This is a genomic window from Paenibacillus sp. 453mf (assembly GCF_900116105.1).
Taxonomy (GTDB): Bacteria; Bacillota; Bacilli; order Paenibacillales; family Paenibacillaceae; genus Paenibacillus; species Paenibacillus provencensis.
Map to the genome: position 1 here is coordinate 2,403,973 of NZ_FPAC01000001.1, position 16,511 is coordinate 2,420,483.

Here is a 16,511-nt window from a genome sequence, read left to right on the forward strand (position 1 = left end):
ATTGATTCTCTCCTAACTCTCATCAGACTTGCGCCGAGTATATATCCTGATCGGTGTACCTTCAAAATTAAAGGCAGCACGGATTTTGTTCTCCAAGTAGCGCTCATATGAGAAATGCATTAATTCTGGATCATTCACGAATACAACGATTGTCGGCGGTTTGACGGCTACTTGTGTTACATAATTAATCCGCAGCCTTCTGCCTTTATCCGTTGGTGGTGGATTAATCGCTACCGCATCGGATACGACATCATTAAGCAGATGTGTTTGTACACGCATAACATGCTGCTGAGATACATGCTGTACAACAGGAAGCAGCTTTTGTAAACGCTGTTTCGTTTTGGCAGACAAAAATACGATAGGAGCATAAGTCATGAAAAGGAAATGATCGCGGATCTTCTTCTCAAATTCATGCATCGTTTTGTCATCCTTGTCTACAACATCCCATTTATTCACAACAAACAAGGAGGCTTTACCTGCCTCATATGCATACCCTGCAATATGCTTGTCCTGCTCGATAATGCCTTCTTCACCATTAATAACGATGAGAACAACATCTGCTCGTTCAATGGCACGCATAGCACGCATCACGCTATATTTTTCGGTCGTTTCATATACCTTCCCGCGCTTGCGCATTCCCGCCGTATCAATCAATACATAACGTTGTCCATCTTTTTCAAACGGAGTATCGATTGCATCCCGGGTTGTACCCGCAATGTCACTGACAATAACTCGTTCCTCGCCCAAAATAGCATTAACCAGTGATGATTTCCCTACATTCGGACGCCCAATAAGAGCAACGCGAATAACATCCTCATCGTACTCATCATCTTCAAGTTCAGGCAGATTGTTCGTAATTGCATCCAGCAGATCGCCAATCCCTGTACCATGACTTCCTGACACACCAATCGGATCACCGAAACCTAACGAGTAAAACTCATAGATCAAATCACTTCGTCCAATGTTGTCCACCTTGTTTACCGCTACAATTACCGGCTTGCCTGAGCGATACAGCATTTGGGCTACTTCTTCATCTGATTGTGTAACACCTGTCTTGGCGTCACACATAAATACAATAACATCCGCTTCTTCGATAGCTAGCTCTGCCTGCATACGGATGGATCTGATAATAACATCCTCACCGTCAATTTCGATACCTCCAGTATCGATGACGCTGAAAGGCTTGCCGTTCCATTCTGCAACACCATACAGTCTATCACGTGTGATGCCCGGCTTGTCTTCCACAATGGCCAGCCGGTCGCCGATGATACGGTTAAAAATCGTTGACTTCCCCACATTCGGTCGCCCGACTATAGCCACAACGGGTCTTGCCATAAATACACTCCTCCTGTCACATCTTACGCTCATATCATAGCAAAAAATAGTTCATTTATATACATAGAACTAAAGATTCAAGACAAAGCGTGAATATTTTAAATTAAAAAACACGTTTCGAACGACAATCGGCGAACCCCGGAGGGTTCGCCAATTCTATTAGCCATTATACACTGCCAGTTATAAATCTTATGTTAAAGTAATGATCATTTAAATTTGCTTAATTTGTCGCCAAAACGCTCACCAAGTGTAATGCTAAGGCCTTGGTTGCTCAGTGATACGTTAGGGTTGTCAATTTCCTCACGAGGTGCATTTTTGGATTTTTCTGCACGAGGAGCAGGAGCAGGTGCTTCTTCTGTTTCCTTGATGCTCAAGCTAGCACGCTGTTCTGCAGTGCTCAATTCCAAAATTTTCACTTGTACTTCTTGACCTTCTTTTAGAACTTCATTTGGAGTTCCGATATGCTTATGGGAGATCTGGGAGATATGAACTAGGCCCTCTACGCCTGGAGCAATCTCTACAAATGCACCAAATTGCACGAGACGTTTAACAACACCAGACACGATGTCACCTGTGTTGAATTGTGCAGAAGCCGTTTCCCATGGACCCGGTTGGGCTGCTTTGATACTAAGGCTGATCTTGCCTTTCTCAGGATCCACTTTCAGAACCTTAACATTCACTTTGTCGCCTTCAGAAAGTACATCAGCTGGTTTATCCACATGATTCCAAGCAATCTCAGATACGTGAACCAGACCATCAACGCCGCCTACATCAACGAATGCGCCAAATTGAGTCAAACGCTGTACTGTTCCTTCAATTTCTTGGCCTTCTTTCAGCTCAGCGATAACTTTTTGTTTGTTCGCTTCAAATTCAGCTTCCAGCACATCTTTTTGGGAAAGAATAACTTTGTTCGCTTCACGATCAAGCTCTTTAACTTTGACGCGAAGTGTGCGTCCTTTGTAGTCGCTGAAATCTTCTACGAAATGGCGCTCCACCATCGAAGCCGGAATAAATCCGCGTACGCCTACGTCTGCTACCACGCCGCCTTTAACAACGTCGGACACAGTAACTTCGAATACTTCGCCAGATTCAAAGTGTTTCTCAAGCTGCTCCCATGCATTTTCGCTGTCAATTGCACGTTTGGAAAGAACAAGTCTTTCTTTCTCGTCATCGATGCTTACAACCTTGCACTCTACCTCTTGGCCTACTTGTACAGCATCGCCAATGTTATCCACATGCAGTGAAGAAAGCTCGCGAACTGGAATCACACCGTCATATTTATATCCAATGCTCACATAAGCCTGGTTATCCTCCAATTTGACAATGGTTCCTTTAACAGTATCCCCTTTTTTCAAAGATACGAATGAATCCAGTTCATCTTGGGTTGCAGCTTCTGTTACTTCTTGATTTTTAATCTCTTCCGACATATCAATACCCTCCTCAATTCAAAAACCCCATTTATTTAAACCTGCCAAGGGCAGAGTTCAAAACAATTACAGCATAAACCTGATCTTTCGTAGCTTTCCATAAAATATAATGAATCATGCATTTGCGTTTATTATGGCTGAGAAGGTATGCCCGTCTTGGTCATCTCGTCAATCTTGGACATGATCTTCTCTGTAGCCCTTTCCAGCGCATCCCCTGAAGGATCATCTTTAAATTCATCCAGATTTACAGGTTTACCGTATACAATTTTCATTTTGCGGAACAGCTTATATTCACCAATAATTGCGGCTGGCACTACTGCTGAACCGCTGCGTAAAGCGAAGCTGGCTGCACCTTTCTTGCCAATTCCTCCATCATTATTGCGGCTGCCTTGAGGAAAAATGCCGAGCACTTGTCCGTCTCGTAAAATTTTAAGGGCAGTTTTGATGGATTCTTTGCTGACGCCTCCACGCTTTACAGGGAAAGCACCGACAGCCTTCAGGACTGGACCGAGCACTGGAATATCAAAGAGCTCGCTCTTTGCCATAAACCTTACCTTGCGTTCAATTTTAATCCCAAGTGTAGGCGGGTCATAATTGCTGATGTGATTACAGCATAACACTACTCCACCCTCTCGGGGAATATTTTCTCTTCCTACAGCTTCTAAACGGAATAATACTGTATAAATGAATCTCAGCAAACCCCGACAGATTGAATAAATCATAAATCGACCTCTCTCCCGACTTCGTAACAGCGTGATACAATATACTCAACGACTTCATCAATACTCATCGAGGTCGTATCTAGTACGATGGCATCATCTGCTTGACGGAGTGGAGAAATCTCCCGTTCCTGGTCAAGCTTGTCCCGAGCAGCAATATCTGATTCAAGCTGTTCCAATGTCAGGTCATCGGTCTTCTCCAATTCATTGAACCTTCGAAGTGCACGTTCCTTAACGCTGGCAGTCATAAAAATCTTCACTTCTGCATCTGGCAACACGGTAGTACCTATGTCTCTGCCATCCATAACCACTCCTTTGCGGAGTGCCATAACTCTTTGCAGTTCAACAAGATGCGTTCTCAAATCTTCAATCTGAGAATATAGAGACACAATCCCGGTTACTTCCCTTGATCGTATAGGTCCCGACACATCTTCACCGTTAAGGAGTACTTTCTGCCCATTCAAATCCGGGACAAGCTCTATGCTGAGCTCCCGTAAGTGCTTGAGGACCGAATTTACATCTTCCGGTTCAATTTCATGGCGAAGCATATAGTAGGTAACCGCTCGATACATTGCTCCGGTATCTACGTATATGTATGAGAGTTCACTCGCCACACGTCTGGCTACAGTGCTCTTCCCCGCACCTGCCGGACCGTCAATAGCCACATTCAATCTCCCGTTCTCTGCTGCTTTCTGGCTTGTCAACGGGCCATTCCTCCTCAAACTTAAGCCTCAAGAAAAAAGCAGGCATTGCCTGCGACGTGAAAATTATACCACACAACCTACGCTGATGCAAAAGCGTTCAATCTTCATTACCCTTTATTTCAGAACGTAAAGCGGGATGAAGTGGAATTCCTTCCATGTTCAATACAGGGGAAAATAAAGGAGCAATTCCGGGAATATGAAGCAATATTTGGATAATAACCAGAAGGGTTATAAGGCTGATGATTACCCTTTTGATAACACACTCCATTTTATTGCTGAATTCGGCAAACAACTTCTCATATTCTTGACTGACTTCCTGATCGCGGCTCATCTGCTATCCCTCCGACTTAAGGTTTGGTAAATTATCCCCTAAGAGAGACAAGCTTATTCCAAATTCTCTTTTATCTTCCTCGAAAATCCAATTGACGTTCAAAGCAGTATTTGATTACTTTTTGTCGCTCCATATTCGTAATTTTAGTAAACTCTATCATTACTAAACGGCGCCCGCTCTCCAGATCTTGGATTCTTACTACTGCAGCTTCAAAGGGAACATGCTCGATCTCTCCATTTTTGTACGGAAGCAATAACCAGCACGACAGACTCTGTCCTTGTTCTACGCTGTAGCTGCTGTGTTCAAAAAACGAAAGTCCGCCTCCGCTCACATCATCTGTATAGGCTATGAATCTTGTGAAGTCATATTTAAATTTGACAGCGATCTCCAGCTTCGCCTGAACGCGTAAATAATTGCGCCGTTGAATTTGAGAAATCTCATCTTTTGAAGGTCTGCGTATCTTGATTAGTCGAATAACATCCTCTTTAAATCCAGTTACATATGTATTAAAAAAATGCTTAACTCCGCCCTCTGTTACAAAACAGGCAGCCAGTTCATCTCCTATTCTAAGTCTGTGCAAATATTTACCCTCAAGCATGGGAATTTCCATACAAATATGGTCTTCTTCAACCTCTGCGATTCTAGACTTGTATTCCAGCTTCTTCTCTTTGTTATCTGTTGAAGGGATTTGAACATATAAAACTTCATTCACTTTCGGATTCAATGCCGATCTCCACCTTAGGTCTTATTCATATCACTAAGGGATATTATACCATGTGATGAAGATCATACGTATATGCAAATAAGCTCCTCTCATTTGCAAGAGAGGAGCTTATTTTTATTGTAAAGCTATAAGCGGCCGGTTTGTCCAGGCACAACTTCTACTGCTTCTTCTAGACCTGTATCACTGTTTAGGTAGATCCGATACTGCGAACCATTGATCTTGCCCACAAACTGATAGCACATCACTTCATCACTAAACTCATTTTTAATGAGCGCCTTACGAACCATGCTAACTTTGAAGTCAGGATTCAGCTTCGCTTTTGCATCCTTCATTTTCATCTTCGGCGCAGGGAATTCCCGATCTTCCTGATGCTCATTTAGAAACTCTGTGGCCTGCAGACCAATGACTTCACCGTTGTCAAGAGCAACACGCACTGTAATTTTCTCTGGATATACCAGTACATCCTCATGCTGACGAACATACGTGAAGTTCCCAAGATTATCGTATTCATTGTAAGCAACGGCCTGCATCTCTCGGTAGCCCTTATTCTCCAGGAATTGATCTGCCTTATTCATTGCCGTCTCACGGTCTACCTTCTTTGGACCCACTTCTCGTTCATCATTGTAAGAAATGAGCAAGCCGCCGTCAGCTGTGAAATCCATACTAACCATATTTCCTCTCGGGTGAACGGCAGAAGCGGTATAAGATCTGTAATCTGTACCCCTCCCGTTCTCCGTCACCTGAATCTCTTCTTGATTTAGGTCTGCGAATTTTTGCGCTTTGCGTTTGACATCGGCGGTTGTTACCGGTACTCCGCTCAGTTTGCGAACCTTGCGCTGCTCATACAAGCTCGATACCGAAGGTCCCCATTCAAGCGGCGGATATTCACCGACTTTTTTATTGACCGAGCGGAATCCATCAACAATTCCGTTCTTGACTTCCTTTTCACTCGTCATTGCCATTTCAGCATCCGACCACTTCAGGTGATCATTCAGAACGCTCATTTGTACATTATCCAGATCCTTGTTAATCTCTTCTGTATTTTTGTACAAGGTTTGCAAGTTCTTTTTCTCTTGATCCGTCAGCGGGTTTTTGGTTAAATCACGAATCGATGCTTGGTAAGCAAATTTGGAGATTCGAGATAACAGCTCCTCTGTTTCATTAAATGGAACCATGCTGAGCGGTAGCTGTGCTATTTCGTTCTGTGCCTCACTGCTCAATCGCCAAACATTCATCAATCCCTTACGGTGCATTCCTTCCGATGCAGAGCTTACCGCAAGCGTATTTCCCAGTTCGGAGTGAATACGATCCATATTATAGGATAAGTCGTGAAACGCTCTTTGATATTGATTTTCAGATTGAATCATGACGCTGTTCCTTTGCTGGTTTATCTGATATCCCCAGATGATAGTACCTATGAGCAGCACTGTCACAATAGGAAACAGAACCGAGCTTAATCGTCTGTACATCTTATTCGTTACTCCTTTCTTCAAGTAAGATGTCCTTATTGTGACAAGAAGAAAGGAAGCTTATGCATCATTGTGCTTAAAATTCAAATAATGTCTTCTTCAATTTCAAACCGATCTTGATTATCGCAAATGCATTGCTTGAAGCCTGTTTCGATCTTCCCCCGTTCCTTCTTTCCCCGAAGTACAAATCTTTCACCACACTGCTTGCAGCGGATTCTCACCTTTACTCTCATTAGTAAGCCTTCCTTCTCATCATGATTAGATAGTTTAGACAACAAAAAAACACACTCATTGTAAGCAGCTATAAAACCGCTCGAATACAACAAGTGTGTCCATATAAATTACAGATTAACCTCTTCTTCTCGCTTAACGAATCGAAACGGAGAGCGATTGTTTGCCCGGTATACCTTGCCCATCCCTCCATACCAAAGAATAACCATAATGGGAACGATAAACCAGTACCAGCCTCCGCCCTTATTAAGCACGATATCATATATTGCATGCCAGAAAACAGGCAGGATGAGAGACATAGCAAGGAACTTATTTCTAAGTTTCTGTGAATCAGAGAACTTGGCTCTACCTGTGTAATATCCCATGATAACACCAAACATCGCATGTCCCGAGACAGGTAATAGAGCGCGAAACAGCATTAGTCCAAATGAAGCATTACCAGCCCATGAATACAATACATTCTCAACTGTAGCAAATCCGAGAGAAATGGCTACCGCATAAAGAATACCATCGTAAGGTTCGTCAAACTCCGTGTGGTGATAAATAAAATGAAACATAACGAGCCATTTAAACCCTTCTTCCACACCTGCTGAAATGAGCCCAGCATGAAGGTACGGATTATGACCAAGCCATAGTTCAAGACCCCGCTGGATAATCATAATTGGGAATACGGTCAGCAGACCGAAAAAGAACATCCGAATAACGATATGAAGCGGCTCTGCATCGTAACGGTCTTTGAGATAGAAATATGTCAGCAAGGCGAGTCCCGGAGCAATTGCTGCGGTTAAGACCGAAAACAGAAGCACCGTTCATCCCTCCAAATTGTTTTCCTTAACATTTATTTATTATGCGTCATGACGATTAAAATGCTCACAAATTGTGGCGATCGCATTCTCCGCCATAACTAGCTTTCCATATTCCTGAAGGACTGCCGTCGTAACTGAGCTTCCTTCTCCAAATTCAGCAAGCAGAGCAATTAACGCACCGTGCTGCTCTGTGTCAACTTCATCCGGTTCAAGGTGCAGGAACCATTTGTCCTGATAATGATACAATTGACCGGCTCCAGTCACTTTATTGCGAAGCATATGGGCTGCTTCAATCAGAACTTCAAAATCCTTGAAAGTGTACATGACTGAATCACTCTGTTCCAATGTCACTTCCATTTCGTAAATTTCATCCGCGATGTCATCCTCATGCCCTGCGCCATAACGTTCGCGATCATATTTCCCCCTGGTCACAATAACGACCATTCCTTGAGCAGGCAAAGCAAAAACTTCAACAGCTAGTGGGCCTGTAGCATCAAATCCAAGTTCTGTATATGCTTGATCCATCATTTCTGTAAACAGTTCGTGAACTTTAGGCTCCTCTTGCCACATATCTTCCTTTTGGATGCCTCGCTCGCTTAAATCATCAAAAGTAAGGAAAATCCGTATCTTATCGTGGCTTAAGCGTTCTATTTTCATACAGGATCCTCCCCTTGTATCATGCATGTGTTAAAAATAAAATATGTTGCTATTTATTGTTGTGTGCTGAAAATGGATTATGTAAGTATGTTATCATTTTATACCCACAATTGCACGCAATAAAAATGACAAAAAAAGAATCATTAGCAGCCCTAATAAAAAGGATCTGTAATGATTCCATGTCAAATCCCTTGCTTCTTTTTACATGCCTGGAATCACAGTATGTGATTCTTTAAGCACTTGCTCCACTTCATTCTTGACATCCGGGTTGGATCTAATAAAGGATTTGATCAAGTTCATGTTCTCTTCTCTTTCCTTCGGTGAAACCTGCTTCTTGACGACTGTGCTGTGGCTGTTTTTTGCATCAATGACATGTGAGTCAATCCCTGCTTTGCTCAGCATGCTTCCCATACCAGGAAAGGACATGTCCATCATCTTTTCCTTCGTGTTGTTCAGCATTCTGCGAGCATCCTTAGACGTAGGCATGTGTACATTTCTTGCGAGCAGCGAGCTTGCGACAGCACCCAGTGTAATACCGAGCAGAAAAGAAGATGTTCTCATATTGATAAAAACCTCCTTGTATGATTGATGCACTTCTATTGTTCGCTTAAGGCGACAAACTCATGCGTAATAAAAACAGGAAGTTCTACAAATTTTAAAACACCATAAGTCAGAACAACGTTCGAAGCGGAGGAGCACCAATAATTCCCCAATACACAAGGGCTCCGGTAAGCAATATAAAGATAATAATCAGTGAATTAACAAACCATTTGCTTAGACGTACTCGTTGCGAAGGAAATACATCAGATCTTGTAGGGAGAATTCCTGCTTCTTGTGTCTGATGCGCTGATTTTTTTGTATTCGACTGCTGTTTTTTCTGCACTCTTGATAGTGTAACTGGCGCAGAAGCTGTCTTCTTTGATAAGTTATGCTTTGTGCTCTGCTCCTTGTCCTTGCTGCGGAGCGTTTTATCAGACTGATTGTCCTTCTTGCTCCGCTGCTTTGTCTCTCTCTTTTTACGATGGCCGTAAGTTTCCGCTCTGCTTAGTTGATTAGTCATTTTCCCCTCCGAAAACGAATGGCGAGTCCGGATATCAAATCGATTAAGAAATGGCACAATATTGGAGCCCATAGTGTTCCGGATTGCTCATAGATGTATCCCAAACCATAACTTGACAAGAATACCCAACCTGTTGGGAGCCAATGATTAAGGTATCTGAAATGAATCAATGCAAAAATAATACTTGTCCAATAGGGACCAAAAGCATGCTGAATTGCTCCTCTGAACAACAGTTCCTCGCAGACGGAGACAATAGCTGCAATGCATACAATATGCCAAATCGGCCTGTTTTGAAATAGCATATTATTAATTCCACCATCATCCATACTGTCCTCTGGCATGAAGGATGACAAGAGAAAGTCAATGACAAGCATGACCGCAGCAAGCCCTAGGCAGTATATTACGAATCTCCACCCATCCGGTAATGCAAGGATATCGAGCGGATTTCGCTGCTGAAAAAAGATCCATACAAGTCCAATGATTAAGGTAAGTCCCTGAGTCAAATACAAGTTGATGAGCAAAAGGCGATCTGTCAGTTGGTGAGGCTCTATCCTTTGTAACCTAAATTTCCTACGCTGTTGTTTCTTCATATATCGCCTCTTCTTACTCCTATTCTAGAAATTGAATATATCAGCTTAATTAAATGATAGCCAAAATAGATGAGAGATTCAAGAAACACATCCAATGAGCTGCCTAAACAAGAGGCAAATCGTCGTTTAAGCAACTTCATTTGATTCGCCCGTCAACTATTGACATGGTGATGTAACCATGATACATTATGAAAAAATTCAATATGAATGCGAAATACGAAGACGGAGAGAAGGCCCGGGTAATATAACAGAGAGCCGATGGCAGGTGGAAATCGGTAATTAATCGGAAAACCTTTAGCACTCCTGAGTTATTGCATTGAACGCTAACGTAGATGCAATCGAATGATTCCCGTTACGAATCCGGTCATACATAAATGACCATTGAGGCTTTTGCTTGTGAGAGCAATTGCGAATTAGGGTGGTACCACGACAACTCTCGTCCCTTACTACGGAGATAGTATGAGGATTGGGAGTTTTTTTGTGTATCCGGAATCTATCCAAATGTTCAAATCCGTGCAGCATGATACTCTATTACTGCGACGCATTACTATTTTACCGAGTTTATGAAATGGCCCAGCTCTAGATCCATATGAGAGCGCCGCTTCTTAATCTATATTAGTTACAATGATCAAGGAGGAAGAGATTCATGTTAAAAGTATTGGTATCTGATCCGATCAGTGATTTGGGAATTCAGCAGCTGGTGGATGCTGAAGATGTAACGGTTGACAAGAAAACGGGACTTAGCGAAGAAGAGCTCGTACAAATTATCGGTGATTATGATGCACTTCTTGTCCGCAGTCAGACGAGAGTAACACGTAAAATTATGCAGGCAGGAAGTCGCCTGAAGGTTGTTGGGCGTGCAGGTGTAGGGGTCGATAACATTGATTTGGAAGCTGCTACGGAAAGAGGAATTATCGTTATTAATGCACCTGACGGCAATACGATTACCACTTGTGAACATACCTTTGCAATGATGATGGCTCTGGCCAGACATATCCCTCAAGCTTATGCCAAGACCATTAACGGGACCTGGGACCGTAAAACCTTCCTTGGCGTTGAACTAAGAAACAAGACGCTTGGCGTACTCGGCATGGGCCGAATCGGAAGTGAAGTCGCGAAGAGAGCAAAAGCATTTGGTATGAACATCCTGGGCTATGACCCATTCCTTACTCAAGAGCGTGCTGAGAAGATGGGAATCACCCTCGCTACCGTGGATGAAATTGTGCGTCAGGCCGACTTTATGACGGTGCATACACCACTGACACCTGAAACCAAGCATATGATTGCCCGTCCTCAATTCGAGGTAATGAAAAGAGGCATGCGTATCATTAACTGTGCTCGCGGTGGGATTATTAATGAAATGGCACTCGTTGAGGCGGTTGACGAAGGCATTGTGGCAGGTGCTGCTTTTGACGTATTCGAAAGCGAGCCTCCTCAAGCGGATCATCCGTTCTTGACTCATCCCAAAATTATTGTAACTCCGCACCTTGGTGCATCCACTGTAGAGGCGCAGGAAAATGTAGCAATTGACGTATCGGAGCAGGTGCTTCATATCTTGCGTAACGAACCGTTCAAAAACGCGGTAAATATGCCTCCTGTTGCAGCAAGTGTCATGAACGTAATCCAGCCTTATTTCAAACTGGGTGAAACTCTGGGTAGTTTTGCTGCTCAAATCGCAAATGAAGCTGTACAGGAGATCCATGTTGATTATGCAGGAGAATTGTCTGAGGTGGACACTCAGCAGTTGACACGGTACATCCTAAAGGGGATTCTTGAGCGTCATCTTGGAAGCGAAGCGAATATCGTTAACTCCCTGCACCTTGCCAAGACTCGGGAGATTAATGTAGTAGTATCTCAAGCACCTCGTACAAAAGGATTTACAAACCTGATTACTGTAACGCTCAAAAATCAGAAGGAACAGGAGCGTCGTATTGCCGGAACCTTACTGGCGGGATACGGCGAGCGGATCGTAAGACTTGATCATTTCCCTGTCGACTTTGCACCGGAAGAGCATCAGGTCTTCATCTCACATAATGATAAACCGGGTATTATCGGCCGGGTTGGTACTCTGCTTGGTGAAAACGATGTTAACATCGCATCCATGCAGGTAGGACGGAAAATTGTGGGTGGAGCAGCCATCATGATCCTGACTGTCGACAAAGAAGTTCCTAAAGAAGTCCTTGAGAAACTAACTCAGTTGCCTGAGCTGAACTCTGCAAAAGAAATTGTTCTCAAAAAATAGGACTAAGCTGTCATATTCATAGATTATGTAGTAAAAGAGCTGGCCAATCGGCCAGCTCTTTTTTTAGATATAACCTATACTTATAGGATGTTACGAAATACGATGAATGGACCAGACAATTCCTGGAGTACCTGCTCCACCAAGATCCAAAGCAGCAGTTAAACCATTGGCTGCGTAGAAGAGCCCTATAACGTCCCCTGCCGTAAGCTCTAAATCTCCTGTTAGTGTGACAGTTCCATTTCCAAGAATAGCTCTTAACGTAAGAACTAAAGCCACGTTAACGTTGAGAACAGGGAACAATCCACTAATGAGCTGTGTAGTTGTTGGTGAGGTTCTTTGTACAACAAATGCGGGATTAACTCCTTCTTCTAAGGATATGGAGAGAGATGCAGCTGTAGAATAATTGATGGTCGCATTAATCGTATAACGACCTGTGGTTGGAACTGTAAAGTTTCCTGTAGCTTCATCAAATGTGGCGCTATCATAATAAGGGGGAGTGACCGTCCAACCTGCCAGCTGAATACTAGTTGCAGTCGACAGCGCAGGAAGAAACGCTGAGAATCCATCTATACCAACGATTGTCCCTGTTGCTCCTGTTGCTCCTGTAATTCCGGTAGCTCCCGTGAGACCCGTTGCTCCGGTTGTACCTGTAGCTCCTGTTAGGCCTGTGACTCCTGTCGCTCCTGTTTCTCCAGTTATTCCCGCTGTCCCTGTTGCTCCTGTACCTCCTGTTAGGCCTGTGACTCCTGTTGTACCTGTCGCACCCGTAACGCCTGCTCCCGTTGCACCTGTACTGCCTGTTGCCCCAGCTCCCGCAAGCAGCGTGTAGTCCGGTGACATACCCGGTATACCCATCGGTGCGGTCACATTGGTTATATACGTACTTCCGAGATACGTAACCACCTGACATGCTGGGTATCCCGGTGCCGCGAGTGGATCATACGTTATTACTCCACTCAAACCTACTCCTGTTGCTCCAGTTATCCCAGCCGATCCTGTGGGTCCGGTAGCTCCGGTTTGACCAACACTTACGAAGAGCGTAAAGTCAGGTGAAATTCCTGGTATACCCGCTGGATTCGCTGTGTTTACAATATATGAGCTTCCTTCAAAAGTAACAATTTGATCCGACTCATAAGAACCAGAATCTACTGGATTAAATTCAACCGTCCGAGTTAAGCCTGGAGGCCCTGCAGGACCGACCGGTCCCGGAATACCTTGCGAACCTGCAAATCCAGGAGCGCCTTGAGGACCCGCAGGTCCTGGAGGCCCTGAAGGGCCGGCAGGGCCTTGACCACCACCGCCGCCTAATCCTTCCGAAGCTGTGGTCAGCGCCACACCTGTGGCTCTTATGATTCCGACCAAACGGTCCTTCTCTTCAGGTAAAATGAACAGTAGCAAAGTAATTTCTAACAAGTCATCCAACAAATCTTGAATATTAATTATGGTATTCAGTTTAACGAAGGGTGTTACCTCTGAACTGGCAATGGAAAGCTCCAGAATGGACTGTAATTGTGCTTTTATGACTCCAGGTAATGAGGAATTGTTGACAAATTGCAGCAGATCCCTCAAATTTCGCTGAAGCGCAGTGATGTTCAATATAATCGACTGTGATATGGCAGCTGGAGCTGTTTTTTGTAAGGCGGTCAAGAGCTGACTGTAACGTTCCAATTCTTCAAGCGGAATCGGGATTCCTACAAATCGGTCATTTGAGGAGTTACCATCAGAGCCTCTCCCTAGAAACGATCGAATACTGACTCGTTTTCGTTTTTTTGACATCATTCTCAACCTCCCTACATCATGACGATGTCGTATTAAATCCAATATTTACCTTCACATGCTGTTCTGAATATATTCGAGAAAATTCAAAAATGTTCCACGGTGAACAAGATTTATCTCTATTGTTCAACAAAAAAAGCACCCCTTAAGGGTGCTTCATAAAATGCATGTACTATATTTCGAATCTAATTGACCTAAAGATCTAAGCTTTGTGATGTAGAGCAGCCTGAACGGGAAAAATTAGACGAAATTCTGTACCTTGCCCTGGGATACTGTCGACCTCGATCGTTCCTTGATGCGCGTCAACAATATGCTTAACAATAGCCAGTCCTAGACCTGTACCTCTGCCCACATCCCGCACTCTTGCCTTATCTGCTTTGTAGAAGCGTTCAAAGATAAAAGGAAGGTCATCACGCGGAATGCCTTTGCCTTCATCCTTGATTCGAATTTCAATGAAGCTTGCGTTGATCTGTTTTGCAATAATTTGAATCCTTTTGTCTGAAGGTGTATGTCTGAATGCATTATCAAGCAGGTTCGTAAATACTTGCTCCAACTTATCTTCATCCGCCGCTTCTAGTACGAGGCTCTCATCTTGATGTGGATACTCTAAGATCAATCCTTGCTCCTTGGCTGCTACACTGAACTTCCGATACACTCTATCCAGCATTTGATTCAGATCAACTCTCCGCAAATTAATATCCGTATGTCCTGCTTCCATTCGGGCCAAATCCAGCAAGTCTTTAACCAATCTGCCCATCCGCAGCGATTCATCATGAATAACCTGTAACAGCTCCTCACTTTCTTTGGGAGAGGCCGCCATGCCATCCAGCAGAGCTTCACTATAGCCCTGAATCATGGAAAGGGGTGTTCGAATCTCATGTGAAATGTTTGCGATAAAATCACTCCGCATTTTTTCCAAATGCGCTTCTTCTGTCACATCTCGAAGCACCGCAACCGCACCTCTGCTTCCCTGTTCGACATGTAATGGCGCCATTTGGATCGACCATACGCTTTGCTTGACATGAAGCTCTGCACTCTGGTCCTGAGCCTCTGTAACTACGGCATAGAACAATGGCCTGAGCGGTGGAGGTACATCCTGAATGTTTGAAAAAGATTGGCCCTGTGAAGTATATTTCTCATCAGATTCATTCCAGTCGATGCCTTGCCATATCGACATCACTTTTGCTCCAGGAGGGTTGGTCGATATCAGTCTTCCTTCTCCATCGAAGGATACGACGGCATCCGTCATGCTCCGTAGGACACTTGCTACACGTTCCTTCTCATGATTCAGATTCCGGATCGTATCCTCCAACTCATCAGCCATATGATTAAATGTACTGGCAAGTTCGCCTATTTCGTCGCTCGTTACAAGCGACAGTCTTGTTCCATAGTTCCCTTTTCGGATTTCATTCGTAGCTTGGATAAGCTGCTGCATAGGCTGGGTAATTTTGGTGAACAAAAACAGCGCAAAGAACGTCGTCAAGCTGAACCCAATAATACATACAAGCACAAACATTCTTTTGATTTCACCGGATTCATCCGCTGAAAAATTAATGTCAATATAAGGAAGTAGAAACACCCCTAAAGTCATTAGAACACAGGCGACGAGCAAAATAATCGTATACCACAGTTTTCCAACGAGTGATTTCCAAAAGTACACTTATTTAGGAACCTCCAATTTATAGCCAACGCCCCAAACGGTTGTAATCATGGAAGCCGCTTCCGGAGATACACGATTTAATTTTTCGCGCAGACGTTTAACATGGGTATCTACGGTACGCAGGTCGCCGAAAAATTCATAATTCCAAACATCCTTCAAGAGGTCTTCACGTGAGAACACCTTGTCCGGAGAAATGGCCAAATAATGAAGCAGCTCATATTCTTTGGGTGTTAAGCTGATCTCTTCTCCGTTCGCTGTGACCCGGTGGGCATCATGCTCGATCAGTAAATGTGGAAACACGATGTTATTGCTGGAGTTATTCTCCTTAGATAGATAAGCTGTTTCAGATGAACGGCGAAGAATCGCCTTAACTCTGTATATGACTTCCCGGGGACTGAATGGCTTGACCACGTAATCGTCTGCACCTACTTCAAATCCTTGAACTCGGTTAATCTCTTCACCCTTTGCTGTCAGCATGAGAACCGGGGTTGATTTGGCTTGCCGCAGCCGGGTACATACTTCAATCCCGTCAATACCAGGCAGCATAACATCAAGCAGAATCAAACCATAATCTTCAGTTGTCGCTTTATGCAGCGCGGTTTCTCCATCCTCAGCTTCGTCGATCTCATAGCCTTCCTTCTCCAAATACATTTTCAACAATCTTCTAATTCTTTCTTCGTCATCGACGACCAATATTCGGTTCTCATGTTCTGCCATTAGCAAGATTCGCCCCACTTTCCCAAAATCCAGTCTCCGTAGTATGCGCTAGTTGAATGTACA

17 protein-coding genes are annotated in these 16,511 nt (G+C 43.8%); 2 read left to right on the forward strand and 15 right to left on the reverse strand.

The genetic code is table 11. The features are described 5' to 3' along the window. Positions 1-12: 12 nt before the first annotated feature. The 4 genes from der to cmk form a co-directional block, all read right to left on the reverse strand. A complete protein-coding gene (gene der / locus BM415_RS11310; protein ID WP_091158068.1) occupies positions 13-1,335 on the reverse strand; it encodes a ribosome biogenesis GTPase Der in 1,323 nt (440 codons plus the stop codon). Positions 1,336-1,541: 206 nt separating this feature from the next. After that, positions 1,542-2,762, reverse strand: coding sequence for a 30S ribosomal protein S1 (gene rpsA, locus BM415_RS11315; protein ID WP_091158070.1), 1,221 nt, complete (start codon positions 2,760-2,762; stop codon positions 1,542-1,544). A gap of 131 nt (positions 2,763-2,893) precedes the next feature. Beyond that, complete coding sequence (locus BM415_RS11320; protein ID WP_091158072.1) at positions 2,894-3,484, reverse strand: lysophospholipid acyltransferase family protein; 591 nt, start codon at positions 3,482-3,484, stop codon at positions 2,894-2,896. Continuing rightward, the gene (gene cmk / locus BM415_RS11325; RefSeq protein ID WP_091158074.1) at positions 3,481-4,185 is read right to left on the reverse strand and encodes a (d)CMP kinase; all 705 of its coding nucleotides are present in this window, start codon (positions 4,183-4,185) and stop codon (positions 3,481-3,483) included. The genes BM415_RS11320 and cmk overlap by 4 nt, the downstream gene beginning before the upstream one ends. Before the next feature lie 196 nt (positions 4,186-4,381). Between cmk and BM415_RS25065 the strand changes: the two genes are divergently transcribed. Beyond that, positions 4,382-4,546 (forward strand): hypothetical protein, encoded by a 165-nt coding sequence (locus tag BM415_RS25065; RefSeq protein ID WP_170862431.1) that lies wholly within the window; start codon positions 4,382-4,384, stop codon positions 4,544-4,546. A 40-nt stretch (positions 4,547-4,586) separates the two neighbouring features. On the opposite strand, the gene BM415_RS11335 is transcribed toward BM415_RS25065, so the two are convergent. The 8 genes from BM415_RS11335 to BM415_RS11365 all read right to left on the reverse strand — a co-directional run bounded on the left by BM415_RS11335 (position 4,587) and on the right by BM415_RS11365 (position 10,053). After that, positions 4,587-5,240, reverse strand: a complete 654-nt coding sequence (locus BM415_RS11335; RefSeq protein ID WP_091158077.1) for a flagellar brake protein — start codon at positions 5,238-5,240, stop codon at positions 4,587-4,589. A gap of 125 nt (positions 5,241-5,365) precedes the next feature. Next, entirely contained in the window at positions 5,366-6,709 is a 1,344-nt protein-coding gene (gene ypeB, locus BM415_RS11340; protein WP_091158079.1) for a germination protein YpeB, read from the reverse strand. Positions 6,710-6,792: 83 nt separating this feature from the next. Next, positions 6,793-6,942, reverse strand: coding sequence for a hypothetical protein (locus BM415_RS25070; RefSeq protein ID WP_170862432.1), 150 nt, complete (start codon positions 6,940-6,942; stop codon positions 6,793-6,795). A 108-nt stretch (positions 6,943-7,050) separates the two neighbouring features. Next, positions 7,051-7,746 (reverse strand): glutamic-type intramembrane protease PrsW, encoded by a 696-nt coding sequence (prsW, locus tag BM415_RS11345; RefSeq protein WP_091158080.1) that lies wholly within the window; start codon positions 7,744-7,746, stop codon positions 7,051-7,053. Between the two features lie 39 nt (positions 7,747-7,785). Then, entirely contained in the window at positions 7,786-8,403 is a 618-nt protein-coding gene (locus tag BM415_RS11350) for a genetic competence negative regulator (RefSeq protein WP_091158082.1), read from the reverse strand. 201 nt (positions 8,404-8,604) lie between these two features. After that, positions 8,605-8,964 (reverse strand): hypothetical protein, encoded by a 360-nt coding sequence (locus tag BM415_RS11355; protein WP_091158084.1) that lies wholly within the window; start codon positions 8,962-8,964, stop codon positions 8,605-8,607. Positions 8,965-9,073: 109 nt separating this feature from the next. Continuing rightward, the gene (locus BM415_RS11360; RefSeq protein WP_091158085.1) at positions 9,074-9,463 is read right to left on the reverse strand and encodes a hypothetical protein; all 390 of its coding nucleotides are present in this window, start codon (positions 9,461-9,463) and stop codon (positions 9,074-9,076) included. Beyond that, the gene (locus BM415_RS11365) at positions 9,460-10,053 is read right to left on the reverse strand and encodes a CPBP family intramembrane glutamic endopeptidase (RefSeq protein ID WP_091158087.1); all 594 of its coding nucleotides are present in this window, start codon (positions 10,051-10,053) and stop codon (positions 9,460-9,462) included. The genes BM415_RS11360 and BM415_RS11365 overlap by 4 nt, the downstream gene beginning before the upstream one ends. 646 nt (positions 10,054-10,699) lie before the next feature. On the opposite strand from BM415_RS11365, the gene serA reads away from it, so the two are divergent. Then, the gene (serA, locus tag BM415_RS11370) at positions 10,700-12,295 is read left to right on the forward strand and encodes a phosphoglycerate dehydrogenase (RefSeq protein ID WP_091158088.1); all 1,596 of its coding nucleotides are present in this window, start codon (positions 10,700-10,702) and stop codon (positions 12,293-12,295) included. A gap of 90 nt (positions 12,296-12,385) precedes the next feature. Here the strand turns inward: serA and BM415_RS25800 are convergent, their stop codons facing one another. The 3 genes from BM415_RS25800 to BM415_RS11385 form a co-directional block, all read right to left on the reverse strand. After that, complete coding sequence (locus BM415_RS25800; protein ID WP_091158090.1) at positions 12,386-14,074, reverse strand: collagen-like repeat preface domain-containing protein; 1,689 nt, start codon at positions 14,072-14,074, stop codon at positions 12,386-12,388. Between the two features lie 199 nt (positions 14,075-14,273). After that, positions 14,274-15,731 (reverse strand): ATP-binding protein, encoded by a 1,458-nt coding sequence (locus tag BM415_RS11380; RefSeq protein ID WP_091158091.1) that lies wholly within the window; start codon positions 15,729-15,731, stop codon positions 14,274-14,276. Beyond that, on the reverse strand, positions 15,732-16,448 hold the full coding sequence (locus tag BM415_RS11385) for a response regulator transcription factor (protein ID WP_091158093.1): 717 nt from the start codon (positions 16,446-16,448) through the stop codon (positions 15,732-15,734). Positions 16,449-16,511 lie beyond the last annotated feature (63 nt).